The organism is Candidatus Latescibacterota bacterium, assembly GCA_020633725.1.
GTDB lineage: Bacteria > Krumholzibacteriota > Krumholzibacteriia > JACNKJ01 > JACNKJ01 > VGXI01.
On record JACKDC010000001.1, the window covers coordinates 583,093 to 605,932 of the forward strand.

The following is a 22,840-nucleotide window of genomic DNA, read 5'->3' on the forward strand; positions in this document are numbered from 1 at the left end:
CGCAAAGGAGGTCAAGGTGAAAGTCGGTGTGCTGGGCTGCGGCCATCTGGGCAGCATTCATGCCCGTGTCTACAGTGAACTGCCGGAGGTCACGCTCGCCGGCGTCTACGACATCGATCCGGCCGCCTCGGCGCGCTGCGCGGAGCGCCTGCGTTGCCGCGCCTACGACAGCCTCGCGGCCCTCGCCGAGACGGTGGACGCGCTCAGCGTCTGCGTGCCCACGCCCGCGCACCGCGACGTGGCCCTGGCCGCCCTCGAGCGCGACTGCCATCTGCTGGTGGAGAAGCCCGTGGCGCACGACCTGCGCGCCGCCGAGGAGATGCTTGCCGCGGCGGCCCGCCGCAATCTCCAGCTCATGGTCGGCCACGTGGAGCGCTTCAATCCGGCGATCCTCGCCGCGCTGCCGCACTTTCGCGCGCCGGGCTTCGTGGAGAGCCATCGCCTTTCGCCCTTCGGCGCGCGCGGCGCGGAGGTGGCCGTCGTGCTCGACCTCATGATCCACGACATCGATCTGCTCTCGATGATCCTGGGCGAGGAGGTGGAGAGTCTCGACGCCAGCGGCAGCTCGGTGCTCACCCGCGACGTGGACATCGCCAACGCGCGCCTCCGCTTCGCCGGCGGCTGCGTGGCCAACATCACGGCGAGCCGCATCAGCCGTGAGCGCATGCGCAAGCTGCGGGTCTTCCAGCCGGACGGCTACCTGGCCGTCGACCTCATGGCCGGGAGCGTGGAGTTCATCCGCAAGCAGGCGGACTTCGACCTGCGCCTCGCCAAGGCCGTGTCCGCGCCGGGCGGCATGGCCGACGTGCACCTGGAGGACTTCGTCGAGCAGGTGGCCGTGCCCGTCACCCGCGCGGAGCCGCTGCGTCTGGAGCTCGAAGCCTTCACGCGCGCGGTGTCGGCGGGCGAGCCCGTGCCCGTGAGCGGCGAGGACGGCCTGCGCGCGCTGCGCCTCGCCGTGCGCATCCTGGAGACGATGCACGGTGGCCGCTGAGCCCCGCCGCGCGCCCTGCGTCCTCCTCACCGCGGGCGAGGCCAGCGGCGACCAGGCCGGCGCCGCCGTCGTGGCGGCGCTCAAGGCGCGACACCCGGACTGGCGCCTGCTGGCCACGGGCGGCGAGCGCATGGCGGCCGCCGGCGCGGAACTGATCCTCGACTACCGCGAGCTCGCGGTGATGGGCTTCGCCGAGGTCATCACCCGCCTGCCCGCCCTGCGTGGGCACCTGAACCGGCTGCGCCGGCGTCTCGAGGACGGCTCGGTGGACCTCTTTCTCCCCGTGGACTTCCCCGGCTTCAACCTCCGCCTCGCCGCGCGGGCGCATCGCGCCGGCGTGCCCGTGCTCTACTTCGTCGCGCCGCAGCTCTGGGCCTGGGGGGAAGGGCGCGTGGCGAAGCTTCGCCGCGATGTCGACCGCCTCGCCCTGATCCTGCCCTTCGAGGAGGCCTGGTTTCGGGCGCGCGGCGTGGAAGGGCGCTTCGTCGGCCACCCGCTGATGGAGACGGAGCGCCCGCTCGCGCCGGCCGCCGCCCGGCCGCGGCTGGGCCTGCTCCCGGGCAGCCGCGCGCAGGAGGTCCACCGCCTGCTGGGGGTGATGCTCGAGGCCGCGGCGCGGGTCGCCGCCTCGCTGCCCGGGCTGGAGCTGGAGCTGCTGGAATCGCCGGGTCTGGCCCCCTCCGTCTACGACGCCGAGCTCGCGGGCGCGCCCATCGCCCCGCGCCGCTGCCGCGAGACGAGCGCGGGTTTCCTCGCCCGGCAGGGCGCGGCCCTGGTGGCCAGCGGCACGGCCACCCTGGAGGCCGCCGTGGCCGGGCTGCCCATGGTGGTGGCCTACCGCACCGGCGCCCTGAACTACCAGCTCGCCCGGCGCCTCGTGCGCCTGCCGCGCATCGCCTTGGTGAACGTGGTGTCCGATGCCGCGCTGGTGCCGGAGCTCATCCAGGGCGATGTGACCGCCGAGGCCCTGGCCGCGGCCGTCCTCCCGCTGCTGGAGGACGGCCCCGCCCGCCGCGCCCAGCGCGAGGGCCTGGAGGCGCTGCGCGCCTCGCTCGGGGGCGCGGGCTGCGGCGCGGGGGTGGCCGCGCTGGCCGAGGAGCTGCTCGCCGCCGGGCCGGGGGCGGCGCCGTGAGCGAGAGCGCCCACTGGGACGCCGGCGAGGACCGGCTCGCCCCCAAGGAGCGCCGCGCGCTGGAGCGGCAGGCCTGGGCCATCGCCGGCTTCTTGCGGCTCTGGGGCGGCAGCTGGCGCGTGGACGAGGACCGCCAGGCCCTGGACGCCGCACGGCAGGCCAGCCCGAACGGGACCCTGGTCTACGTCTTCTGGCACAATCGCATGCTGATGCTGTCCTACACGCACCGCGAGCGGGGCATCCACGTGCTCCGCAGCGGCAGCAGGGACGGACAGCTCATCGCGGCGGTGAACCGTCGCCTGGGCTACGGCATGCCGGCCGGCTCCGGAAGTCGTGGTGGATCCGCGGGATTGCGGCGCATGCTTCAAGCGTCGCGCGAAGGCGCGGACACAGCCCTCACCGTGGACGGTCCCCGCGGCCCGCGGGGCCACCTCCACGGCGGGGCCCTGCAGCTGGCCGCGCTGTCGGGCTGTCCGCTCGTGCCGGTGGCCGTGGCCGCGCCCCGCATGCACGTCTTCGGCAGCTGGGACAGGACGCTCCTGCCCTGGCCGCTGCAGCGCCTGCGCATCCGCTATGGCGCGCCGCGTCTCGTGCCGCGGGGTCTTGGCGGGGACGCCCTCGAGGCCCTGCGCCGGGAGGTCCAGCTGGAGCTGCAGCGCTTCACCGACGCCCTGGACCTCGAGCTCGGTCGCGCGCCGATCCCGCCGGCGGAGGACGCGTGAGCGCCCCGCGCGTGCTCGACTACCGCCGTCCCTGGGAGCGACGGCCGGGGGGCGCCGCCCTGCTCCTGGCGCCCCTGGGGCTGCTGGTGGGGGTGGCCGCCGCGCTCAACGGCCGCCGGCTCGCCGGACGGGCGCGCCGCTGCGTCCGCCCCGTGATCAGCATTGGCAACCTGGAGGCCGGGGGCACCGGGAAGACGCCCGCGGTGCTGGCCCTGGCGACGCTGCTGCTGGAGGCGGGGCGGCGGCCGGGGATCGTCACCGGGCTCTGGGGGCGGGACGCCGAGGGGCGCGCGCTGCTCGCCGGTGACGACCCCGCCTTCGCCGACGCGGCGCCGGACGAGGCGCGGCTGCTGGCCGCCCGGCTGCCCGGCGTGCCGGTCCTGGCGGCACGCCGCAAGGTGGAGGGCGCCCTGGCGCTGGACGGCGCCGGCGCCTGCGAGCTGATCCTGGTGGACGACGGCTTCCAGCACCGCGGTCTCGTCCGCGACCTGGACCTCGTGCGCCTGTCCCCGGACGCGCCGCTCTCCCCGTGGCGGGTCCTGCCCGCGGGCCCCCTGCGCGAGTTTCCCGGGGCGCTGGCGCGGGCGGACGCCTTCGTCCTGCGGCCCGGCCAGCGCGCGCCGGCGGGGAAGACGGTCTTCGTCCTGGAGTGGGTGTCGAGCGAGCTGCGCGACCTCGACGGCGCCCCCGCGACGCCCGCGCGCGTCTACGTGACAGCCGCCGGGATCGCCCGCCCGGAGGGCTTCGAGAAGGCGGCGCGGGCGCGCCTGGCGACGGCCGGCGCGCAGGTGCGCGAACACCTGCGCTTTTCGGATCACGCCGACTGGACGCCGCGCGTCAGGGCGCGCCTCGGCGCCGCGCTGGAGCGCCACCCGGGCGCGCGTTTCCTGCTAACGGAAAAGGACGCCCATCGCTGGGCGTCCTCGTCGCGTTGGGATCTGTCGGGGCCGCCGCCTCAGGTACTGGCCCAGGAGCATCGCTTCCAGGACCCGGCGGCTCTGCTCGCCCTGATCGATCAGTTCTCGTCGGCGTAGTCGGCGAAGAGGATCGTCGTGCTCGCCTCGATGATCTGATCCCGGTCGGAGCCCTGCTCGTGCCCCGTGAAGATGATCTCCGCTCGCACCACGGCCTCGCCGTTCGGTGCCGTGCCGCCGGGCATGATGTCCACGATCGGGGCCTCGAGCTTGATCGAGGCGGGCGCGAGGACCAGCGAGGTGGTCATCTCCGTGCCGACCGGGATCGTCAGGTGCATCGGGATCGAAACCGTGGGCAGGTTCGGCGTGGAGAAGCTTCCGCCACCCTCCAGCAGCTGCAGCACCTCGTAGCGGATCGTCGCGGCCGTGAAGACGAAGTTCCCGTACGGATCGTCCGGAGTCATGTCGAGGAAGGCCTGGCTGGGCGGATTGGAGAAGACGACCTCGACCGTCTCCTCGGGGATGTACCCCATGCCGACGAGGGTGGTGTCCGAAACGAAGACGTCCGCGTGCAGCGGCTGTCCCGCATTGATGGACAGCAGGGTGGGACGGGTGTGACCCTCGATCGTGTTCTGGCCGCAGCCGCTGCTCAAGGCAAGCGTCAGGGCTGCCACGGCGATCAGAGAGTAGGCGGCAGTGCTGCGCATGCTGACCTCCTGGTGCGCAGGGATTTCGAGGACGGGACAGCAACGCCTGTGCCATCCCCCGGGGAACCCTGCGCAGGGCGCCATGGGGAACGCCGGGGAACCGCGAGGAAGCACGAGCGCGCCTGCCGCGGTCTCCGCCCCGCCGGGCGCTTGCCCGCAACCGGCAGATGGGGACCGCCCGGCTCAGATTGCATGGTCGCCTGCCCTGACGTAGACTGCCTGGGCCCCCGGGCGGACCGGCGGGCGGGAGGGCCATGCGCACGGACTTTCTGGTCATCGGGAGCGGCATCGCGGGGCTGAGCTTCGCCATCAAGGCGGCGTCCCTGGGGCGGGTGACCCTGGTCACCAAGAAGGAGGCGGCGGACAGCAACACCTGCCGCGCCCAGGGGGGCATCGCGGCGGTGCTGGACCCCGCCGACGATTTCGTCTCCCACGTTGAGGACACCCTCCGCGCCGGCGCGGGGCTCTGCGACCGGGCGCGCGTGGAGCGGATGGTGGCCGCCGGCCCCGAGCGGGTGCGCGAGCTGCTGGACTGGGGCGTGGCCTTCAGCAAGCAGGGCCCCGCGCTGGCCCTGGGACGCGAGGGGGGCCACAGCCGGCGGCGGATCGTCCACGTGGCCGACTACACCGGCCGCGAGCTCGAGCGCGTGCTGCTGGAGCGGGCCGCGAGCGACCCCAACATCACGATCCTGCCCAATCACATCGCGGTGAATCTGGCCCTGGTGCAGCACCTGCGGGGCGAGGGGCGCGAGGAGCAGGTCTACGGCGCCTACGTGCTCGACGTCGACACGGGCGACGTGGAGGCCATCGCCGCGCACGTCACGGTGCTGGCGACGGGGGGGCTCGGCAAGGTCTACGCCTACACCACGAATCCGAACATCGCCACCGGCGACGGCCTCGCCATGGCCTATCGCGCCGGCGCGGTGGTGGCCAATCTCGAGTTCGTGCAGTTTCATCCCACCTGCCTCTACCACGACCGGCTGCACAGCCAGCTCATCAGCGAGGCGGTGCGCGGCGAGGGCGCGCTGCTCCGCAACGGCGCGGGCGAGGCCTTCATGGCGCGCTACGACGAGCGCCGCGACCTCGCGCCGCGGGACATCGTGGCGCGGGCCATCGATCACGAGATGAAGATCCGCGGCGAACGCCACCTGTGGCTCGACTTCGCGCCCATCGGGCGCGAGGAGATCCCGCGGCGCTTCCCGGCCATCTTCAAGGCGCTGATGGGCGTGGGCATCGATCCGCGCTCGCAGCTCGTGCCCGTGGTGCCGGCCGCGCACTACGCCTGCGGCGGCGTCCAGGTGGACGAGACGGGCCACACCAGCCTCCGCGGCCTGCTGGCCCTGGGCGAGGTGAGCTGCACCGGCGTGCACGGCGCGAACCGTCTGGCCAGCAACTCCCTGCTCGAGGCCGTGACCTTCGCGCACTGGGCCTACGAGGCGCTGGCGGAGCGCGGGCTGCCCGATGGCGAGCAGCCCGAGCTCAAGCCGTGGAGCGCGCCCGAGAGCCGCGACTACCACGAGTCGGTGGTGCTCGAGCACGACTGGGATCTGGTGCGCCGGATCATGATGGACTACGTGGGCATCGTGCGCAGCGACGAGCGTCTCACCCTCGCGGACGAGCGCATCCGCCACGTGCGCGACACCGTGGAGAGCTTCTACTGGCGTTTCCGCATCTCCGCGGAACTGATCGAGCTGAGGAACATCGCGCTGGTGGCGCAGCTCATCATCCGCAGCGCGCTGGCGCGCAAGGAGAGCCGCGGCCTGCACTACACGCTCGACCATCCCGAGACCCTGGACGACTGGCTGCGACCCACGCTGCTCAAGCGAGGTGAGCTCTTTGGTTAGGCACGCGCTCTGGGACGGCAAGTTCTACCCCGGCGATGCGAAGCATCTCGCGACTCAGGTGGACGCGCTGCTCGCGGCGTGGCCCCCTCGACCCGACGCGCCCGCGCCCTGGGCCCTGCTCGTTCCGCACGCGGGCTATCCCTACTCCGGCGCCTGCGCCGCGGCCGCCTACGCGGGGCTGCCGGCGACGCCCTCGCGCGTGCTCCTGCTCGGACCGAACCACCACCGGCCGCTGGCGGGATTCGGCCTCTCCCGCGCGGAGCGCTGGGAGACGCCACTCGGCGACGTGGAGGTGGACGCCGCCGCGGTCGACGCCCTGCTCGCCGGCGGAGCGCCCTTCGCCCCGGCGGAGGAGGCGCTCGCGCTCGAGCATTCGCTCGAGGTGCAGTTGCCCTTCCTCCAGCGGCTGGGCGGCGAGAGCCCGCCGAGGGTGCTGCCGATCCTCGTCGGCCGCTGCAGCGCGGCCGACCGGGAGGAGGCCGCCCGTCGGTTGGGGGACATCGCCCGTCCGGGGGATCTCTGGGTCGTGACGACGGACCTCTCGCACTTCCATGCGCTAGAGCGGGCGGAGGCGCTCGACGCGGAGACCGCCCGGCTGATCGAGGCGGGCGACGCGGACGCCTTCGCGCTCGCGCTGGCGAAGGGGCGCGCGGAGGCCTGCGGCGCCGAGCCCGTGTTGCTGCTGCTGGCGGAGCACCGTCGCCGCGGCGGGCAGGTGGAGCTGCTGGATCGGCGGGACTCGTCCCCGGTCACGGGGGACCGGCGCGAGGTGGTCGGCTACCTCTCCGCGCGCTTCACCGCAGGTTCGCCCCGTGCCTAAGCCGTGGTACGTGGAAGGCTTCGGCGAGCACTACCTCGAACTCTACGCCCATCGCAACGAGCGCGAAGCCGAGCTGGCGATGGCGCTGCTCGCGCGCGTCACCCCGCCGCTGACAGGTCAGCGGGTGCTGGATCTCGGCTGCGGCGGCGGACGTCACCTCGCCGCGCTGGGTCGGCGGGGCGCGCGTGCGCTGGGCCTCGACCTCTCCTGGCCGCTGCTCGATGCGGCGCGGGGGCGGCTCAGGCCGGGGCTGCATCTCCTGCGCGGCGACATGCGGCGGCTGCCCCTGGCCGACGGCAGCGTCGACGGCGCGGTGAGCATGTTCACGTCCTTCGGCTACTTTGCGCGGGACGAGGAGAACTGGCAGGTGCCCGCCGAGGTGGCGCGCGTGCTCGCGCCCGGCGGCTGGTTCTTCTTCGACTTCTTCAACCGGGCGCAGCTCGAGCGCAGCCTCGAGGAGCGCGGCGTGCGCGAGAGCCGCCACTGGCGCGCCGAGGAGGAGCGCAGCATCGAGGCGGATCGGGTGGTCAAGCGGGTGGCGCTGCGCCCGCTGGCGGGCGGGGAGACGGTCCACTACGAGGAGAGCGTGCGGCTCTTCACGCCCGACGAGCTCGTCGACGGCTTCGCGCGGCTGGGTCTGGCGGAGTCGGGGCGCTGGGGGGACTATCGCGGCGGTGCCTTCGATCCCGAGCGGAGCGCGCGGCTCATCCTCCTGCTGACGCGAGCGGCGTCGTGATGTCCCAGGGCCCGCGTCGACACGCGCTGCAGCTGCCGGCGCCGTTGCCGGCCGCCGCGCCGGGAGCGCCCTCGCCCGTGGATCCAGCGCTGCTGGCGGCGATGCAGGGCGGCAGCCCCACGGCCCGCGCTCAGCTCGCGCGCGGCGAGGCGCGGCTGGTGGTCACCGGGCAGCAGCCGAGCTTTCCGCTGCCCCTGGGCCTCACGCTGCAGAAGGTGGCCACCGCGGTGGCGCTGGCGTCGCACCTGTCGGCCACGGGCGATCTCCCGGTCTATCCCTGCTTCTGGTCCGGCGGCGACGACAGCGACTTCGACGAAGCCGCCGGCCAGCGCCTCCCCCGACGGGGGCGCAGGCCGCTGGACGTGGCCCTGCCCGCGGCGCTCGCGCAGAAGGGCGCCTTCGTCGGGGATCTGGACCCCGGGCCGGCCTACGCCGAGTTGATCGCGCTGCCCGGCGTGGACGCGGATCTCGCGCGGCACGCCGTGCGCGCGGGCGAGGACCTCGGCTCGCGCGAGCTCAGGCTGGTGCTCGAGCGCTTCCCGGAGGAACCGCTCTTCGCGATCGACGCGAGGAGCCCCGCGCTGCGCGCAGCGGCCGCGCCGCTCTACGTCCGCTATGCCGCGAAGCGGCTGGAGTTCGCCCGGGCGCTGGACGCGGCGGGGGCGCGGCTCGCCGCCGACGGCACCGAGCCCCCCCTGCGCGCGGGGATCGGCGAGCGGGCGCTGTGGCTGCTGCGGCGGGGACGTCGCCAGCTCCCGGAGCCCGAGGACTACGCCGCGGCCCTGGCACGCCGGCTGGAAGAGGCGCCCGACACGCTCAGCCCGAACGCCTCGCTGCGCCCCCTGGCGCAGGACGCGGTGCTGCCGGTGGCGGCCGTGGTGCTGGGGCCGGGGGAGTGGCGCTATCATCGCCAGCTGGTCGACGGCTTCGCGCTACTGGACCTGCCCTTCCCACCGGCATACCCGCGCCTTCGCGCCCGGTGGGACGGAGATCGAGACCTCGATCTCCCCGATCCCGGTCGCCGCAGCAGTCCTCTGGCGCGTGGCGGGCATCCCCTCGCGGACCCCGCCCGGCTGCTCGCGCTGGCGCGCGAGCATCTGGCGGCCTGGGCGTCCGGAGAGCTTATTGAGTGGACCCTCCCGCTCGAACCCGAAGGAGCCTGAGATGCACCTCTTGGCCTGCGGCGCGCACGCCGACGACGTGGAGCTGGGCTGCGGCGGCACCCTGGCCCTGGCGGCGTCCCTGGGGCACACGGTGAGCATCCTCGATCTCACGGCCGGCGAGCTGGGCTCCAACGGCGATCCCGCGCGTCGCGCGGAGGAGGCGGCGGCCGCGGCGCGCGCGCTGGGTGTGGGGCGGCGGGAGAACGCCGGCCTGCCCGACGGACATCTCAGCGCCGCCGACCTCGGCCAGCGTCGCGAGGTGGCCGGGTGGCTGCGGACCCTGGGCCCGGACCTGCTCATCATCCCCGGCGCGCAGAACCGTCACCCCGACCACAGCGCCGCGCACCATCTGCTCTGGGATGCGGCCTTCCTCGCGGGGCTCGAACGCTACGACGCCGCGGGCGCGGCGCGGCGCCCGCAGCGCATCATCGAGACGATGGAGCGCTTTCCCTTCGCACCATCTTTCGTGATCGGGATCGACGCGGTGGTGGAGGCCAAGCGCGAGTCGCTGCGCTGCTACGCGAGCCAGTTCCTGCGGGGCGGCGGGCGCGCGGCCACGTCCATCAACCATCCGGACTTCCTCGAGCAGCTCCTGGCGCGAGACCGTTACTACGGCGCGCTCGGCGGTTGCGGCTACGCCGAGCCCTTCCACTCGGCGCAGGTGCCGCTCGTCGCCGACCCCGCGCAGCTGCTCGCGCCGGCGCCTTTCGACGGCGCGGGGAGGGCGTCGTGACGCGCCCGCTCAAGATCGGCGTCTCCTGCTACGCCTCGGCGGGGGGCAGCGGGATCGTCGCCACGGAGCTGGGCCTCGCGCTCGCCGAGCGCGGGCACGAGGTGCACTTCATCACCGCGTCGGTGCCCTTCCGCGTGCACCTGGGGCAGGAGCGTGTGTCGGTGCACACGGTGGAGACGCTGGACTACCCGCTCTTCGAGCATCCGCCCTACACGCTGGCGCTCGCGGTGAAGATGCACCAGGTGGCCAGCTTCCACGGCCTTGACCTGCTGCACGTGCACTACGCGATCCCGCACGCGGCCAGCGCGATCCTGGCCAGCCAGATGGGCTCGCGGCGCATCCCCGTGGTGACGACCCTGCACGGCACGGACATCACGCTGGTGGGCAACCACCCGAGCTACCACCGCATCACGCGCTGGAGCATCGAGCAGTCGGATCGCGTCACGGCGGTGAGCGACTTCCTAGCCTCGGAGACGCGCAGGATCTTCCGGACCGACAAGAAGATCCACACGATCCCCAACTTCGTCGACACGGCGCGCTTCAGCCCGCGCTCGGCGGACGGCCTGCGCGCCCGCTTCGCGAAGAACGGCGAGCGGATCCTGCTGCACGCGTCGAACTTCCGTCCCGTGAAGCGCGCGCTGACCCTGGTGGACATCCTCGCCGCCATGGAGGAGCGCGAGCGGACCGTCCTCCTGCTCGCGGGCGACGGGCCCGAACTCGCGGCGCTCGAGTACAAGGCGCGCGAGCTGGGGCTGGGCAGGCAGGTCAAGATCGTGGGCGCCTGGGAGCGCATCGAGGAGCTGCTGCCCGTGGCGGACGTCTACCTGCAGCCGAGCGAGCACGAGTCCTTCGGGCTCGCGGCGCTGGAGGCCATGAGCTGCGGCGTGCCCGTGGTGGTGACGAGCCGTGGCGGTCCGAGCGAGTTCATCCGCGACGGCGAGAACGGCTTCCTGCTGGATCCGTCCGATCTCGGCGCCTGGGCGGCGCGCTGCGACGCCCTGCTCAGGGACGAGAGCCTGCGCCGTCGCGTGGGCCTCGCGGGCCGCGCGTCGGTGGAGGAGGGTTTTCCGCTGCCGCGGGTCATCGATCGCTACGAGGAGCTCTTCCAGAACCTCATGGCCAGCAAGGTCGATTGACAGCGGCGCGTCGACGCGCTTTGTTATCCGGCAACCCGAGCCGGGAGGGGACGGGATGACCACCGACAGCGGCAAGCAGCGACCCTACAGCGCGGAGGCCTACGACTTCCTGCGCGAGGCGCTCGAGCAGGCGCGGCAGAGCACCCCCGACGGCGGGCACGTGAGCGGCGCGGAGCTGCTGGAGAGCCTCCGGCGCCTCGGCGCGGAGCGCTACGGCCCGCTGGCCGCCCTGGTCTTCCGCGAGTGGGGCGTCAAGAGCGGGGGCGACTTCGGCAACGTGGTCTACGATCTGATCGAACAGGGCAAGCTGCAGCAGCGCGACGAGGACAGCATCGAGGACTTCATGGGCGGCCCGCCCTACACCGAGGTCTTCGAGGAGCGTTACTTCCAGAGCGGCGGCGGCCAGTGACGGGCCGGCGCGGAAAGGCGAGCGCGTGAAGATCGAACGCGACTGGCTGGCGACCCTTCCCAAGACGGACCTGCACGTCCACCTGGACGGCTCCCTGAGGCCCGCCACGCTGCTCGAGCTGGCCGTGGAGGCGGACTTCGACCTGCCGGCCAGCAGCGAGGCGGAGGTGCGCACCCTCACCCAGGTGCAGGGCGAGGAGCGCAGCCTCTCGCACTACCTGCGCGCCTTCATGTACACGCTGCCGGTGATGCAGACCGCCGCGGCCCTCGAGCGCATCGCCTACGAGCTCGCCGTGGACGCCGCGGCGGAGAACGTGCGGCTGATCGAGGTGCGCTACAGCCCCCTGCTGCATCGCGAACGCGGGCTGCACAACCGCGAGATCATCGAGGCCGTGGAGCGGGGACTGTCGCGCGCCGAGGCCGAGACGGGCATCATCGCCGGGCAGATCCTCTGCGGAATCCGCTCCATGACGCCCGAACGCTCCCTGGAGCTGGCCCAGGCCACGCTGCTCTACAAGGATCTCGGCATCGTCGCCTTCGACCTCGCCGGCGAGGAGAAGGACTACCCCGCGAAGCAGCACCGCGAGGCCTTCTACTTCATCCTGAATCACAACCTGAACTCGACGCTGCACGCGGGCGAGGCCTTCGGTCCCGAGAGCATCGCGCAGGCGCTGCACTACTGCGGCACGCACCGGATCGGCCACGGCGTCCGGCTCTACGAGGACCCCGACCTGATGGAGTACGTGAACGACCACCGCATCCCGCTGGAGATGTGCCTGTCCAGCAACGTCCACACGGGCGCGGTGGCCGAGCTGCACGATCACCCGTTCCGGAAATACCTTGACCTCGGTTTGCGCGTGACCTTGAATACCGACAATCGGCTCATCTCCGACACCACCGTCACGAAGGAGTTCGACCGGGCGGTGAAAGCCTTCCAGCTTGACGTCGGCGACGTGCACGAGCTGATCCTGAACGGTTTCAAGAGCGCCTTCCTGCCTCACGCGCGCAAGGCCGCGCTGATGCGGAAGGTGGTGGAGGAGCTCGAGAGCCTCGGCGTTCCTCCTCGCCACAGCTACACGAACGGTCGCGGTGACCACCTGTAAGCGGGACGGATCCATGCGCTCAGCCCTGTCGACCCTCGCCTTCGCCCTGACCCTCCTCGCCGTCGTCCCGGTGGCGCGGGCGGCCGACGACGCCGCGCCCGCCGACAGCGTGATGCGGCCGCGGCTGGGACAGGGCAGCTACCTCGACACGCGGGATCTGTCCGCCGAGCCGAGAGACCTGAGCCAGGACGCGGGCGAGATCGAGTCCTTCCTCGACAGCTTCTCCAAGCGGCCGCCGCTGGACTTCAAGCGCCTTCAGCTCCAGGAGCTGCTGCGCAAGAATCTGCTCGCCGAGGAGGAGAACTCAAGCCGCGTCTCCGTCTTCCGCGCCGAGTCCACGCTCGCCCTGGAGCTCTACCAGCTCCGCGGCGAGGAGTGGCCGCACTACCACCCGCACAGCGATCTCTGGGTCTACGTCTGGCGCGGGCGGGGCACGCTCCTCATCGATGACGACGAGAGCGAGTACGGCCCCGGCGACCTGCTGCAGATTCCCGCGGGGCGCACCTATGCCCTGCACAACCTCAGCGGCGCGCCGACCGTGGCGCTGCTCTGGGAGTGGCCGCCGGTGGTGGACGAGCTCACGGTGGAGTTCATTCCCGAGGACGTGCTCGAGCAGATGCGGCTCGACTCCCTGCGCAACGTGGACCTGCAGGAGCGCAGTCTCTACCGCAGCGCGCGCCCCGGCCGCCGCTAGTTCCTCAGAACAGCTCTCCCTGACGCGTCGGTGGGGTGGGGTCGTCATCCACGCCGTCCTCGCTGTCCGGCGTGGCAATCTCCGCCAGCTGCGGATAGCGCGCGAGGAGGCTGCGCGGCACGCGCACGCGTTCCTCGAGCAGCTTCGCGCGGAGTTCGAGCGCGTTGACCGCGGCCTGGCCGCCGTAGTGGTTGTTCGTGACGACGAACAGCGTCGCGACGCGCTCGGCCGCCGATCGCACGCGGGCCGCGATCGCGTCAAGTTCCGCCGCCGCGTAGAGGTAGTCGTAGCGCTGATCACGCCCGGCGCTCGCGGCGAACCAGGCCGCTGCGTTGCGTCCGTGGAGGCGGAAGTAGGCGGCGTCGGGGCCGGTGGCGCTCTCGAGGGGCAGGCAGTCGCGGAGGGCGGGCTGGTCGACGTTCACGGGCAGCGCGCCGCGCTCCCCGAGCCAGTGCAGCCAGTCGGCGCGCGCGAAGCTGGCGTGGCGAACCTCGACGGCGGCCGGAAGGGGTTCGAGGCGCCGCAGCAGCGCGTCCACGCGGGCGCGGCTGGCGGGGGCGTCGCGAAAGGACCAGGGGAACTGCAGCAGCACCGCGCCCAGACGTCCCGCGTCATGGAGACGGCCGGCGAGCTCCGCCACGGCCGCGGCCGGCGCCTCGGGCTCGCCAGCGCCGAGGCCGGGGTGCGTCCAGCTGCGCGGGGCCTTGAAGAGGAACCGGAAGCGCGGAAAGCCGTCCACGCGGCGCAGCCAGCTCTCCACGACACGAAGCGGGGGCAGGCGGTAGAAGCTGGCGTTGATCTCCACGAGATCGAAGTGGCGCGCCAGGTAGGGCAACGGGTCGAAGTCCCGACGCTTGGGCGACGGGTAGACCGCGCCCGCCCAGTCGGGGTAACTCCATCCGGCGGTGCCGATTAGCAGGGACATCACGCAACCTCCCGCTCCCAGCCTAGTGCCTGGCGCGCGCGCTGAACAGGGCAGATTTCCTGTTGCCGGTCAGCAGGGCGACCGCTAGGCTGTCCCCTGAGCCAACCCCAGCCGCAGGAGCGACATGAAGGGCATCATCCTGGCGGGCGGCACCGGCAGCCGTCTCTATCCCCTCACCAAGGTGACCAACAAGCACCTGCTGCCCGTGGGCCGCGTGCCCATGATCTTCCACCCGCTGTCCAAGTTGGTGGAAGCCGGCATCGAGGAGATCCTGGTCGTGACGGGCACGGAGCACATGGGGGACGTGGTGGGCCTGCTGGGCAGCGGCCGCGAGTTCGACTGCCGCATCACCTACCGGGTTCAGGACGAGGCCGGCGGCATCGCCCAGGCGCTGGGCCTGGCGGAGAACTTCTCCCATGGCGACCCGATGACGGTGATCCTGGGCGACAACATCTTCGCGGATTCGATCCGCCCCGGCGTGGAGGCCTTCGAGCGGCAGGGGACGGGCGCGCGCATCTTCCTCAAGGAGGTGCGGCAGCCCGAGCGCTTCGGCGTGGCCGAGCTGGCAGAGGATCGCATCGTCAGCATCGAAGAGAAACCCGCCAAGCCCAAGAGCCACATGGCCGTCTGCGGAATCTACATCTACGACGGACGGGTCTTCGACATCATCCGCGCCCTGAAGCCCTCGGGCCGCGGCGAGCTGGAGATCACCGACGTCAACAACGCCTACATCGCCGAGGGCACCCTGCGCTACCAGGTGCTCGACGGCTGGTGGACTGACGCCGGCACCTTCGAATCGCTCCGCCACGCGCAGGAGCTGGTGCCGCCCGAGGCCGGTTTCGGCACGCGGGGGGCCGGCGGATGATCCTGGTCACCGGCGGCTGCGGGTTCATCGGCAGCAACTTCATCCAGCTGCTGCGGGCGGAGCGCCCGGAGCGGGAGCTGCTGAACCTGGATGCCCTCACCTACGCGGGCAACCTGGAAAACCTTGCCGCCCTGGAGGACGATCCCGGCCTCCGCTTCGTCCGCGGCGACGTGGCGGACGCGGCCCTGGTGGAGAGCCTCTTCGCCGAGCACCCCATCGACGCGGTGGTGCACTTCGCGGCCGAGAGCCACGTGGACCGCAGCATCCTGGGGCCGGGCGTCTTCGTCGAGACGAACGTGCGCGGCACGCAGGTGCTCCTCGACGCGGCGCGCAAGGCCTGGCCCGCGGGCGACGGGCGCTTCGTCATGGTGTCCACCGACGAGGTCTACGGCTCGCTGGGGCCCACCGGACGCTTCCGCGAGGACACGCCGCTGGACCCGTCCAGCCCGTATTCGGCGAGCAAGGCGTCGGCGGACCTGCTCTGCCAGGCCTATCACCGCACCTTCGGCTTTCCGGTGACGATCACGCGCTGCAGCAACAACTACGGGCCCTACCAGTTTCCCGAGAAGCTGATCCCGCTCATGATCCAGCGGGCCAGCCAGGACCTGAGCCTGCCGGTCTACGGCGACGGCCTGCAGGTACGCGACTGGCTGCACGTCGAGGACCACTGCCGCGCCGTGCTGGCGGTGCTGGAACGCGGCGAGCCCGGGCGCGTCTACAACATCGGCGGGGACAACGAGCGCGCGAACATCGACATCGTGCGCCTGATCCTGGCGGCCCTGAACAAGGGCGAGGACCTGATCGAGCACGTGACGGACCGCCCCGGGCACGATCGTCGCTATGCCATGGACGCGGGGCGCATCCGCGCCGAGCTGGGCTGGACGCCCACGGTGGATTTCGCCGACGGCATCGCGGCCACCATCGACTGGTACCTGACCCACCGCCCGTGGTGGGAGCGCATCCTGAGCGGCGACTACCGCGAGTACTACGATCGGCTCTACGGAAGCCGGTGACGACGAATCCGCGAAACGACGGTTGAGCGCATGAAGACGTCGATCCTCAACAGCCCCTTCGCCCGCCTCGCGCTGCGCAGCCTCGGCATGGCGCCGCTGGAACGCGAGTTCAGCCTGAGCCGCGGCTTCAGCGAAGCCCGGCGGCTGCTCTTCGTGGACTCGGGCCGGCTCTGCGATCTGGTCTTCTTCCTGCCGGTGATGCAGGCCCTGCACCGCGAGCAGCCGGAGCTCGAGCTGCAGGTGATGGTGGAGGACCGCTGGGCGGAACTCCTCCGCCGCGAGGCGATGCTGAGCGGTCTGCTCGTCTACAAGACCGACCAGCTCAAGGCGCGCTCGGCGAGCTACTACCGCCTGCTCAAGGAAGTGCGCAACCGCGAGTTCGACACGGTGATCCTCCTCGGGGACGAGGCCGATCCGCCGCGCGATCTCGTCGCCTACGCCTCCCAGGCGGCGCTGCGCATCGGCGTCTTCCGCGAGGAGCGGGACCAGCTGCTCAACTGCATGCTGCGCTGGCAGGGGCACGAGCGCTACCACATGGAGCTGGCCTGGGAGCTGTCGCGCTTCTTCCGGCTGGACTACGACCCCAGCCAGTGGCGCTTCACGCTGCGTCCGGAAGAGCAGCGCGCCGCCGATCAGCTGATCCACTTCCGCAAGCCGGTGAAGGACCAGGTGCTCATCGCCGTGGACCCGGGACGCGGGCTCGGCGAGCGCCGCCTCGCGCGCGGGAACCTGGCCTACCTGGTGAACCATCTCACCGAGCGGCTGCGGGGCAAGGTGCTGCTGCTGCACCTGGACGAGGACGCGGACGCCGCCGCCGAGTTCCGCCGCGACCTGCGCGGCGAGGCGCTGGACATGCCGCCCCAGGGCCTGCGCGAGCGGCTCGCGCTGCTCAGCCGCTGCGATCTGCTCGTGGCCGGCAACACGGAGTTCTTCCACGCGGCCGTCGCGGCCGGCGTGCCCAGCCTGGGCCTCTTCAGCGCGGCGGACAGCAGCCGCTGGGAGCCGCGCCGGCGCGAGCGCGTGGGCGTGCTGCGGGGGCAGCCAGGTCAGAAGATGTCCCTGCGGGAGATCGACGCGGCCGTCGAGGGCATCCTGCATGTCCAGCCTTCCTGAGCCGCCCTTTCGCGCCGCGCTGCTCACGCCCGCGCACCTGGGCGACTGCGTGATGTCCACGGCGCTCCTGCCCCCCCTCGCCGGCCTCAGCGGACAGGGCGTCGAAGTCTGGTGCCGGCCGGGGCACGAGCCCCTCTTCGGCGGCCATCCCGCAGTGGTCGCCGTGCGCGCGGTGGAACCGAAGGGACGTCACCGCGGCCCGGTCGGACTCCTGCGGGCGCGCCGGGACCTGGGCGGCGCCGCGCGCGCGCTGGATGCCCTGTGGATCGTCCCCGACAGCCTGTCCACCGCGCTCCTCGCGGCGGCGAGCGGCGTGCGGCGACGCGTCGGCTTCGGCGGCCAGGGCCGCGGCGCGCTGCTCACGCGGAACCTCGGTCCGCCGCCCGGGCGGGAGCGTCACTGGATCGACGGACGCGCCGGCCTCCTGGCGGACGGGGCCACGAGCGCCAGCGGGCTGCAGCCGGCGGTCCATCCGACCGCGGACGCGACCGCCCGCGCGCGTGATCGCCTGCAGCGCGAGGACGTGCCGCTGGACGGCTTCGCCGTCTTCGTCCCCGGCGCCGTGTTCGGGCCCGCGAAGCGCTGGACGCAGTTCGCGGAGCTGGCCCGCGTGATTCCGCAGGAGCTCTGGGTGCTGGTGCTCGGCAGCGCCGAGGAAGCCGCGCTCTGCCGCGCGCTGACGGAGTCGCTGCGCGCCCAGGGCCGCCGCGCGCTGGCGCTGGCGGGGGCGCTCGATCTCGGCGAGCTGTCGGCCCTGCTGCGCGAGGCGCGCTTCGTCGTCAGCAACGACACGGGTCCGATGCATCTCGCGGCGGCGGTGGGAGGGCGCGTGCTGGGTCTCTTTCTTTCCACCTCCACGCAGTGGACCGCGCCGCGCGGCCCGAGCGTGCGCTGGCTGGCCGCGGACGTCCCCTGCCGGCCCTGCTTCAACCGCGTCTGTCCGCTGCCTGCGATGCACTGCGACACGGCCGTCACGCCGTGGAACGTGCGCGGCGCGCTCGCGGACTGGTTCGAGCCGCGGCGGGCGTCGGCATGAGGCGCGCGGTCTTTCTGGACCGGGACGGCACACTCGTCGAGGAGAAGCACTACCTCGCCGAGGCGGGCGCGCTCGCGCTCTACCCCTGGACGCTCGACGCGCTGCGCACGCTCGGCGAGACGGGCCTGGCCCTGGTCGTTCTGAGCAATCAGTCCGGCGTGGCGCGCGGCCTCTTCGACGAGGGCGCCGTGGCCGCGGTGAACGCCCGCCTCGCGTCGCTCCTCGCCGCGGGTGGCGTGCGGCTCGACGGCGTCTACTACTGTCCGCATCTGGCAGAGGGCAGCGTGCCCGACTACGCGATCGACTGCGACTGCCGCAAGCCGCGTCCCGGCATGCTGGATCGCGCGGCGCGGGAACTCGACCTGGAGTTGCCCGGCAGCTGGGTGGTGGGGGACAAGCCCGACGACCTCGGCCTGGCGGCCACGCGCGGACTGCGCGCGCTGCTGGTGCGCAGCGGCCACGGCGCCGAGACCGAGGCCGCCGGCGCGGCGGAAGGCGCGGAGCAGGTGCTGGACACCCTGCTCGAAGCGGCGCGCGTCATCCGCGACGCGGAGGTGCGGGCGTGAAGACGCGCTTCGGCAAGGGCGAACCGCGGACGATCCTCGTCACGCGACTGCGCTTCCTGGGCGACGTCGTGCTCACCCTGCCCGTGGTCTCGGCCCTGCGGCGCGCCTATCCTGGCGCGGCCATCGACTACCTCTGCGAAGCGCCGTATCACGAGGTGCTCGACCGCGTCCCGGAGCTGCGCGCCGTGCACGCGCTGCGCCGCAGCGACGGCGCCACGGGCGAGGGGGCGTGGGAGCTCGTGCGCCGGCTGCGCGGCCGCTACGACCTGGTGCTGGATCTCTTCGGCAACCCGCGCAGCGCCTGGCTGACCTGGCTCACCGGCGCGCCCACGCGGGTGGGGCGCGGACGCTTTCCGCGCTCGCTGCTCTACAACGTGCGGCCGCCGGAGGATCTCCCCGACGACAGCGCCCCGCGCCACCACCTCCGTTTCGTCGAGAGCATCGCCGGCCCGCAGGCGCTCACGGCGCCGCGGCTCACCGTGTCGCCGGCGGAGCTGAGCGCCGGGCGGCGGATGCTCGAGGACCGCGGGCTGGGCGGGAACACGGTGGCCATCCTCACCGGCGCGACGCAGCCCACCAAGGAGTGGCCGGAGGAGCGCTTCGTGGGCCTGGCGGCCCAGCTGCGCATGGACGGACGGTATCGCCCGGTCTTTCTCGGCCAGCCGGGCAAGCGGCGGCGCCTGGAACGGATCCGCGCGCTGAGCAACTCCAAGGTCGTGATCCTGCCCGAATTGGAGCTGCGTCCGCTGATGGGCCTGCTCGCCGCCTGCCGCGCGCTCGTCGCGGGCGACGGCGGCATCATGCATCTGGCCATCGCGCTGGGCGTGCCCACGCTGGCGCTCTTCGGCCCGACGGACCCGAACATCTGGTTCCCCTACGACGACCAGCCCCACGCCGAGCTGCTCACGATGCCGGCGCACTGCCGGCCCTGTCACAAGCACGTCTGCGACGATCCCTTCTGCCTCGCCGATCTCGGCGTCGACTTCGCCTTCGAACGTCTCGTGGCGCTCCTGGAGGGCCGGTGAAGCGCATCCTCGTGATGCGTTTCCGCGCGCTGGGGGACGTCCTGCTGGGCACGCCGCTGCTCGCCGCGTTGCGAACGGCCTATCCCGCCGCGCGCATCGACTACCTGGTGGACGACACCCTCGCGCGGTTGGTGGAGGGCAGTCCGGTGCTGGACCGCGTGCTCGCCTACCCGCGGCGGGCGCGCCCGCGCTGGCTCAGCGACCTGCGCTGGGGGCTGCGTCTGCGCCGCGAGCGCTACGATCTCGTGCTCGACCTGCAGGGCAGCACCACCTCGGCGCTCTTCACGCTGCTGTCGGGGGCGCCGCGGCGACACGGGTACCGGGTGCGGCACCGCCACTTCTTCTACACGGAAAAGGCGCCGCGCGTGTGGCCCGCCGAGCGCGGACGCCCCTACGCGCCGGTGAATCACTTCCTGCTCGTCGACAGCCTGGGGATCGCACCCGGTTCCCTGGACCTGCGGCTCCCGCCGGCGCCCGCCGAAGAGCGCAACCCGCTGCCGCCGGGCGACGGGCCCAGCCTGCTCGTCGCGCCCGGGGCCACCTGGACGTCGAAGCAGTGGCCGCCGTCCCACTACGCCGAGGTCGCGCGCACGCTGCTGGCCGAGGGCTGGCGGGTGACGTTGCTGGGCGGACCGTCCGAGCAGGCGCTGCTCGGCGAGATCGCAGCGCGCTCGGGTGCGGCGGTGCTCGCGTCCACGGACATCGCCACCCTGCTCGCCGCGGTGCGTCACGCGGACCTGCTGCTCAGCACGGACTCCGGCGCCAGGCACGTCGCCGTGGGCGTGGGTACGCCGAGCCTGGCGCTCTTCGGTCCCAGCGATCCGTCGATCTGGTCAGTGGACGATCCGCGCCACCCGCTCCTCCGCCTGCCGCTGGACTGCAGTCCCTGCAGCCTCACGCGCTGCCCGCTGGCCGGCCACCCCTGCATGAACGACTTGACGCCCCAGGAGGTGTCTGCAAGGCTCCGCGCCATGTTGGGCAAGGACGGCGCGCGATGACGGGCCCCCAGGTGCTCGTCACCACCTGGAACGAGGAGGACAACCTGCCGGGCTGCCTCGCCTCGGTGGCGGGCTGGGCGCGCAGGATCCTGGTGGTGGACTCCTTCAGCACCGACGGCACCGCGCAGGTGGCCGAGGCCGCGGGCGCCGAATTCGTGCGGCGCCAGTACCGCTCGCCCTCCGACCAGAAGAACTGGGCGCTGGAGCGCCTGGATCCCGGCTGGGTGTTGATCCTCGACGCCGACGAGCGCGTCACGCCGGCCCTTCGCGCCGAGATCGACCGCACGCTCGCGGCTCCCCAGCACCGCGCCTACTGGGTGCCTCGCCGCAACCGTTTCCTGGGCAAGACGATGCGTCACGGGGGCTGGGAGCGCGACGGCGTCGTCCGCCTGCTGGAGCGGGACGCTGGCCGCTACCGGGACGCCCTCGTCCACGAGCTCATGCACTGCCCCGGCGGCCACGGCCGGCTCCGTGAGGCGCTGGAACACGACAGCTACCGGGATGTAGACGACTACCTCGCCCGCATGCTGCGCTACTCGCGGGCGGGGGCCAGACAGCTCGCCCGCGAGGGCCGCCGCCCCAGCCTGGGCAGGGCGCTGCTTCGTCCGCCGGCACGCTTCCTGCGGATGCTGGTCTGGCAGCGGGGCTGGCGCGATGGCCCGCACGGCGTCGTGCTGGCGCTGCTGTCCGCCCTGCAGGTGGGGCTGAAGCACAGCCTCCACTGGGGCCAGGCGCGCGGAGTGATTCCGGGCGACCCGGCGCCACCCGAGCACGAGGAGCGCGGCGTTGACTAGACTTCGCAGACGCGTGTGGTTCGCAGCGCTGCTCCTCGCCGCCGCCGGCGCTGTGAGCGCCGCGGACGAAGCGCCGGCGCCGAACGGCGCACCCGACGCCACGCACCCCGCGCTCCGCCTCCCTCAGCCGGGCCACGTGGAGTACCCGGACGGCAGCGAGGGCTTCCTCATGCCCGACACGCTGCCCTTCGGCGGCGGAGAAATCCTCGACTACGAGATCCAGTACGGGGTGATGAGCGTCGGCCGGGCGCGCCTCGAGACGCGCGAGGTCGAGACGCACCGCGGCCGCCGCGTGCTCGGCCTGATGTCGCGGGCGCGCAGCGCGAAGTGGATCGACAGCGTCTACAAGGTTCGCGACGAGATCAGCTCCCTGCTGGATCTCGACACGCTCACCAGCCTTCGCTTCGAGAAGCATCTCCGCGAGGGGAACTACGAGAGCGATCTCGTGGCGGAGTACTACCAGGACGAGGGCGTCGCGCGCTACGCCGACGGCAGCGAGAGCGAACTCATGCCCGGCAGCCAGGACATCCTCTCCGCGCTGTTCACCCTGCGCGCCTTCCCGCTCCGGGAGGGCATGGTGCTGCACATCCCGGTCCACGACGGCAAGAAGAGCTATCCCCTGCGGGTGGCCGTGGTGGGCAGGGAGCAGGTGGAGACCCCGATGGGCCGCTTCGACTGCCTGGTGCTCGAGCCGACGCTGCAGAGCCAGGGCCTGTTCAAGTCGGAGGGGAGGATGCTCATCTACGTCAGCGACGACTCGCGCCGCCTGCCGGTCAAGCTGAAGGCGCGCGCGCCGGTGGGGGCGTTCACCTCGGAGCTGCGGACCTATCGGGCCGGCGGCTCGCTGGAAGCGCCCGCCGAGGACACGCTCGACGAGGCGCCCTAGTCGCGGAGATTCCCGGCGAAATCCACGGGGTCGAGGCGGTAGCCGGTGGAATCGGCCAGATCCGTGGCCTCGCGCGCCGACGCCCAGAACCAGAACGTGGTCTCCTCGTCCCGCTGCAGGCAGTGCAGCAGGTTGTGACGGCGCAGCAGGCGCAGCAGCCCCCGTGGGTCCAGCTTGCCGCGCACCCAGCCGTCGTCGCGGATGTCGAGCTCCGGGCAGCCCGGTCGCAGATGCTGCTCGAGGATCTCGCGCAGGGAGAGGTCGATCTCGCTGCGCAGTTCGCCGTGCTCCTCCGTGGCGGAGAGGGCGCGGGGACGCGGCGGCGCGTTGCCCTCGCCGTCGTGGACGAGACCGGACAGCGCGATGACCCGCGCGCGCGACGCCGAAGGCGGCGCCAGCCGGGGGGCCGGCGGCGGGGGCGTCAGGGCCTCGTCCAGGGGACGGTGCTGCCGCTGGGCCTGTTCCCGGGCGGCGCGCTGTAGGGCCTTGAAGGTCTTGCTCACGCGGCGCTCC

Annotated in this window: 25 protein-coding genes; 22 read left to right on the plus strand and 3 right to left on the minus strand. The window is 72.7% G+C overall.

All coding sequences use genetic code 11. The annotated features are described in order from the left end of the window. Window positions 1-16: 16 nt before the first annotated feature. Genes H6693_02510 through lpxK form a run of 4 tightly spaced genes read left to right on the plus strand, consistent with a single transcriptional unit; the run spans window position 17 to window position 3,882 of the window. Window positions 17-994, plus strand: a complete 978-nt coding sequence (locus tag H6693_02510) for a Gfo/Idh/MocA family oxidoreductase (GenBank protein ID MCB9515047.1) — start codon at window positions 17-19, stop codon at window positions 992-994. After that, window positions 984-2,126 (plus strand): lipid-A-disaccharide synthase, encoded by a 1,143-nt coding sequence (lpxB, locus tag H6693_02515; GenBank protein ID MCB9515048.1) that lies wholly within the window; start codon window positions 984-986, stop codon window positions 2,124-2,126. The genes H6693_02510 and lpxB overlap by 11 nt, the downstream gene beginning before the upstream one ends. After that, window positions 2,123-2,848, plus strand: coding sequence for a DUF374 domain-containing protein (locus H6693_02520; GenBank protein ID MCB9515049.1), 726 nt, complete (start codon window positions 2,123-2,125; stop codon window positions 2,846-2,848). Before lpxB ends, H6693_02520 begins: the two co-directional genes overlap by 4 nt. Continuing rightward, window positions 2,845-3,882: a tetraacyldisaccharide 4'-kinase gene (gene lpxK / locus H6693_02525; GenBank protein MCB9515050.1), complete on the plus strand. Its 1,038-nt coding sequence runs from the start codon at window positions 2,845-2,847 to the stop codon at window positions 3,880-3,882. Before H6693_02520 ends, lpxK begins: the two co-directional genes overlap by 4 nt. Here lpxK and H6693_02530 read toward each other — a convergent pair. Next, window positions 3,864-4,469, minus strand: a complete 606-nt coding sequence (locus tag H6693_02530) for a hypothetical protein (protein MCB9515051.1) — start codon at window positions 4,467-4,469, stop codon at window positions 3,864-3,866. The two genes, lpxK and H6693_02530, sit on opposite strands and share 19 nt — an antisense overlap. Window positions 4,470-4,723: 254 nt before the next feature. Between H6693_02530 and nadB the strand changes: the two genes are divergently transcribed. From nadB to H6693_02575, 9 genes are read left to right on the plus strand one after another with little or no spacing between them, the layout of a single operon-like run. Continuing rightward, window positions 4,724-6,313, plus strand: a complete 1,590-nt coding sequence (gene nadB, locus H6693_02535) for an L-aspartate oxidase (protein ID MCB9515052.1) — start codon at window positions 4,724-4,726, stop codon at window positions 6,311-6,313. Next, complete coding sequence (amrB, locus tag H6693_02540) at window positions 6,306-7,133, plus strand: AmmeMemoRadiSam system protein B (protein ID MCB9515053.1); 828 nt, start codon at window positions 6,306-6,308, stop codon at window positions 7,131-7,133. The genes nadB and amrB overlap by 8 nt, the downstream gene beginning before the upstream one ends. After that, window positions 7,126-7,869 (plus strand): methyltransferase domain-containing protein, encoded by a 744-nt coding sequence (locus H6693_02545; GenBank protein ID MCB9515054.1) that lies wholly within the window; start codon window positions 7,126-7,128, stop codon window positions 7,867-7,869. The genes amrB and H6693_02545 overlap by 8 nt, the downstream gene beginning before the upstream one ends. Continuing rightward, on the plus strand, window positions 7,866-9,032 hold the full coding sequence (gene bshC / locus H6693_02550; GenBank protein MCB9515055.1) for a bacillithiol biosynthesis BshC: 1,167 nt from the start codon (window positions 7,866-7,868) through the stop codon (window positions 9,030-9,032). The genes H6693_02545 and bshC overlap by 4 nt, the downstream gene beginning before the upstream one ends. Window position 9,033: 1 nt before the next feature. Beyond that, window positions 9,034-9,765 (plus strand): bacillithiol biosynthesis deacetylase BshB1, encoded by a 732-nt coding sequence (bshB1, locus tag H6693_02555; protein ID MCB9515056.1) that lies wholly within the window; start codon window positions 9,034-9,036, stop codon window positions 9,763-9,765. Then, window positions 9,762-10,901, plus strand: coding sequence for an N-acetyl-alpha-D-glucosaminyl L-malate synthase BshA (bshA, locus tag H6693_02560; protein MCB9515057.1), 1,140 nt, complete (start codon window positions 9,762-9,764; stop codon window positions 10,899-10,901). Before bshB1 ends, bshA begins: the two co-directional genes overlap by 4 nt. Before the next feature lie 55 nt (window positions 10,902-10,956). Then, window positions 10,957-11,310: a hypothetical protein gene (locus H6693_02565; GenBank protein MCB9515058.1), complete on the plus strand. Its 354-nt coding sequence runs from the start codon at window positions 10,957-10,959 to the stop codon at window positions 11,308-11,310. Window positions 11,311-11,335: 25 nt separating this feature from the next. Further along, window positions 11,336-12,412, plus strand: coding sequence for an adenosine deaminase (add, locus tag H6693_02570; protein MCB9515059.1), 1,077 nt, complete (start codon window positions 11,336-11,338; stop codon window positions 12,410-12,412). Window positions 12,413-12,425: 13 nt separating this feature from the next. Then, complete coding sequence (locus H6693_02575; protein ID MCB9515060.1) at window positions 12,426-13,106, plus strand: cupin domain-containing protein; 681 nt, start codon at window positions 12,426-12,428, stop codon at window positions 13,104-13,106. A gap of 4 nt (window positions 13,107-13,110) precedes the next feature. On the opposite strand, the gene H6693_02580 is transcribed toward H6693_02575, so the two are convergent. Beyond that, a complete protein-coding gene (locus H6693_02580) occupies window positions 13,111-14,031 on the minus strand; it encodes a DUF72 domain-containing protein (protein MCB9515061.1) in 921 nt (306 codons plus the stop codon). Window positions 14,032-14,155: 124 nt separating this feature from the next. Between H6693_02580 and H6693_02585 the strand changes: the two genes are divergently transcribed. Genes H6693_02585 through H6693_02625 form a run of 9 tightly spaced genes read left to right on the plus strand, consistent with a single transcriptional unit; the run spans window position 14,156 to window position 22,327 of the window. Beyond that, window positions 14,156-14,896, plus strand: coding sequence for an NTP transferase domain-containing protein (locus H6693_02585; protein MCB9515062.1), 741 nt, complete (start codon window positions 14,156-14,158; stop codon window positions 14,894-14,896). Next, complete coding sequence (gene rfbB, locus H6693_02590; protein MCB9515063.1) at window positions 14,893-15,909, plus strand: dTDP-glucose 4,6-dehydratase; 1,017 nt, start codon at window positions 14,893-14,895, stop codon at window positions 15,907-15,909. Before H6693_02585 ends, rfbB begins: the two co-directional genes overlap by 4 nt. Before the next feature lie 30 nt (window positions 15,910-15,939). Further along, entirely contained in the window at window positions 15,940-17,022 is a 1,083-nt protein-coding gene (locus tag H6693_02595; protein MCB9515064.1) for a glycosyltransferase family 9 protein, read from the plus strand. Further along, the gene (locus tag H6693_02600; GenBank protein MCB9515065.1) at window positions 17,006-18,058 is read left to right on the plus strand and encodes a glycosyltransferase family 9 protein; all 1,053 of its coding nucleotides are present in this window, start codon (window positions 17,006-17,008) and stop codon (window positions 18,056-18,058) included. The genes H6693_02595 and H6693_02600 overlap by 17 nt, the downstream gene beginning before the upstream one ends. After that, a complete protein-coding gene (locus tag H6693_02605; protein MCB9515066.1) occupies window positions 18,055-18,624 on the plus strand; it encodes an HAD family hydrolase in 570 nt (189 codons plus the stop codon). Before H6693_02600 ends, H6693_02605 begins: the two co-directional genes overlap by 4 nt. Then, window positions 18,621-19,649, plus strand: coding sequence for a glycosyltransferase family 9 protein (locus H6693_02610; GenBank protein MCB9515067.1), 1,029 nt, complete (start codon window positions 18,621-18,623; stop codon window positions 19,647-19,649). Before H6693_02605 ends, H6693_02610 begins: the two co-directional genes overlap by 4 nt. Continuing rightward, the gene (locus tag H6693_02615) at window positions 19,646-20,647 is read left to right on the plus strand and encodes a glycosyltransferase family 9 protein (GenBank protein MCB9515068.1); all 1,002 of its coding nucleotides are present in this window, start codon (window positions 19,646-19,648) and stop codon (window positions 20,645-20,647) included. The genes H6693_02610 and H6693_02615 overlap by 4 nt, the downstream gene beginning before the upstream one ends. Continuing rightward, window positions 20,644-21,441, plus strand: coding sequence for a glycosyltransferase family 2 protein (locus tag H6693_02620; GenBank protein ID MCB9515069.1), 798 nt, complete (start codon window positions 20,644-20,646; stop codon window positions 21,439-21,441). Before H6693_02615 ends, H6693_02620 begins: the two co-directional genes overlap by 4 nt. 13 nt (window positions 21,442-21,454) lie before the next feature. Then, the gene (locus tag H6693_02625; protein ID MCB9515070.1) at window positions 21,455-22,327 is read left to right on the plus strand and encodes a DUF3108 domain-containing protein; all 873 of its coding nucleotides are present in this window, start codon (window positions 21,455-21,457) and stop codon (window positions 22,325-22,327) included. On the opposite strand, the gene H6693_02630 is transcribed toward H6693_02625, so the two are convergent. Next, window positions 22,324-22,830 carry a hypothetical protein gene (locus tag H6693_02630; GenBank protein MCB9515071.1) on the minus strand — a complete coding sequence of 169 codons (507 nt, stop codon included), beginning with the start codon at window positions 22,828-22,830 and terminating at the stop codon, window positions 22,324-22,326. The two genes, H6693_02625 and H6693_02630, sit on opposite strands and share 4 nt — an antisense overlap. Window positions 22,831-22,840 lie beyond the last annotated feature (10 nt).